The 2,707-nt window shown below is 70.7% G+C and carries 1 protein-coding gene; it reads left to right on the top strand.

All coding sequences use genetic code 11. The features are described 5' to 3' along the window. Positions 1-42: 42 nt before the first annotated feature. A partial coding sequence (locus tag JHAT_RS33320; protein WP_143660623.1) for a type I polyketide synthase occupies positions 43-2,707 on the top strand: 2,665 nt, incomplete at its 3' end.

The following is a 2,707-nucleotide window of genomic DNA, read 5'->3' as shown; positions in this document are numbered from 1 at the left end:
CATGCCGTGGCGGACCGTTGGGCGCGACACGGCCTGCCTGCCATGGCCCCCGAGTTGGCGATCGCCGAGTTGGAAGCCGTGGTCAACGACCCGATGGCCGCCTCACTGGTCGTCGCGGACGTCGACTGGGACACCCTCGCCCAGGCCAGGGCGACCGCGCACACGTCACAGCTGCTGAAGGAGCTGACGCGGAGCACCACCGCCGACACTGCCGCCGACCGTTCCGCTCCAGGCGACGGGACGTTGCGGCAGCGGCTCGCCGGGCTGGGTGCTGCCGAACAGGAGCGAGCGGTCCTCGAGTTCGTGCGCTCGCACGTCGCCGCCGTGCTCGGCCACCGCCGAACGGACACGGTCGACGTCGACCGGGCCTTCAAGGAGCTGGGCTTTGACTCCCTGGCTGCCGTCACCCTGCGCAACCGCCTCAATGCGGCTGCGGATCTGAAGCTCTCGACCACCCTTCTGTTCGACCACCCCACGGTGAGGGCGTTGGCGCGGGTGCTGCGCGAGGAAGCGCTGGGGTTGAGCAGCGAGGGCGGACCGGCGCCCGTTGCCACGACGACGGACGACGAACCCATCGCCATCGTCGGCATGAGCTGCCGCTTCCCGGGCGGGGTACGCACTCCCGAGGACCTGTGGAACCTGCTGGTCGACGGACGCGACGTACTGACCGATTTCCCCGACGGACGCGGCTGGGATCTGGACGGCCTCTTCGACGCCGACCCGGACGAGACGGGAAAGAGCTATGTCGACAAGGGGGCTTTTCTCGACGACGCCGGAGCCTTCGATCCGAAGTTCTTCGGAATCTCGCCTCGCGAGGCGACGACCATGGACCCGCAGCAGCGCCTGCTGCTGAAGACGTCCTGGGAGGCATTCGAACGAGCCGGTATCGACGGCACGCTCCTGCACGGCAGCCCCACCGGCGTCTTCATCGGCAGCAATGGACAGGACTACGCCCGCAATCTGCGCGAGGCGCCCGCCGAGAACGTCGAAGGTCACCTGGTGACCGGCAGCGCCGCCAGCGTCGTCTCCGGCCGCATCTCCTACACGTTCGGCCTCGAGGGCCCTGCGGTCACCGTGGACACGGCGTGTTCGTCGTCGCTGGTGGCGCTGCACCTCGCGGCCCAGTCGCTGCGCCAGGGCGAGTGCACGTTGGCCCTGGCGGGCGGTGTCACCGTGATGTCCACCACCGAACTCTTCGTGGAGTTCAGCCGGCAGCGGGGACTTGCTCCCGACGGCCGGTGCAAGGCCTTCGCCGCGGGCGCCGACGGCACGGGCTGGGGCGAGGGCGTGGGCATGCTGCTGCTGGAGCGGCTGTCGGACGCCCGGCGCAACGGGCACCAGGTGCTGGCCGTCGTCCGCGGTTCGGCCGTCAACCAGGACGGTGCCAGCAATGGCTTGACGGCGCCGAACGGTCCGTCGCAGCAGCGGGTGATCCGCGCCGCCCTGGCGAACGCCCGAGTTCCGGCGGTCGAGGTGGATGTGGTGGAGGCGCACGGTACGGGCACGAAGCTGGGTGACCCGATCGAGGCGCAGGCGCTGCTGGCGACCTATGGCCAGGACCGTCCGGAGGACCGGCCGCTGTGGCTCGGCTCGATCAAGTCGAACATCGGGCACACACAGGCCGCGGCCGGTGTCGCCGGTGTGATGAAGATGGTCCTCGCCATGCAGTACGGGCTGCTGCCGCAGACCCTGCACGTCGACGAACCGTCCCCGCACGTGGACTGGACGGCGGGATCCGTCGAACTGCTCACGGACTCGACCCCTTGGCCCGAGACCGGGCATGCGCGCCGGGCGGGCGTTTCTTCCTTCGGTGTCAGTGGCACGAACGCGCACGTGATCCTGGAGCAGGCTCCGGCGGACGAGGAGCAGCCGACCGCGGACGTCGAGCCGCCGGTGGTGGTGCCGTGGGTGGTGTCGGCGAAGTCGGAGACGGCGCTGCGGGCACAGGCCGATCGACTGGCGTCGTTCCTGGCAGGGCGTCCCCAGCTCGCCCCGGTGGATGTCGGATGGTCCTTGGCGACGACGCGGTCGGTGTTCGAACACCGGGCCGTGGTCCTGGGCGGTGCGGACGGCCTGCGGGCGCTGGCCGAGAGCCGTGAGACATCAGGCGTGGTGCGCGGGCGGGCCGGCGGCGCGGACGGCCGTGCGGTGTTCGTGTTCCCGGGGCAGGGGTCGCAGTGGGCCGGGATGGCGGCCGAACTCCTCGACTCGTCGCCGGTGTTCGCGCAGCGGATCGCCGAGTGTGCGGCTGCGCTCGCGCCGTTCGTGGACTGGTCGCTGACCGACATCCTGCGGGACACGGACGCGGACGCCTGGCTGGAGCAGGTCGATGTGGTGCAGCCGGTGCTGTGGGCGGTCATGGTCTCGCTGGCCGAGGTGTGGCGTTCCCACGGTGTGGAGCCGGCTGCGGTGATCGGTCACTCGCAGGGTGAGATCGCCGCCGCGTGTGTGGCCGGTGCCCTGTCGTTGCAGGACGCCGCGAAGGTGGTCGCGCTGCGGAGCAAGGCGATCCGTGCGCTGTCCGGACGCGGCGGCATGGTCTCCGTGTCCCTCAGTGCCGACGAGGTGGGCAAGCGCCTCGCTGACTGGGGTGGTCGGTTGTCGGTGGCGGCGGTCAATGGTCCGTCGGTCGTGGTCGTGTCCGGGGATGCGGATGCGCTGGACGAGTTGCTGGCCGCCTGTGAGAAGGACGGCGTTCGGGCGCGCC

The organism is Streptomyces sp. JHA26, assembly GCF_002005565.1.
Lineage (GTDB): Bacteria > Actinomycetota > Actinomycetes > Streptomycetales > Streptomycetaceae > Streptomyces.
The sequence above is the reverse complement of the archived record's forward strand: the minus strand, read 5'-3'. Positions and strand labels throughout refer to the sequence as shown.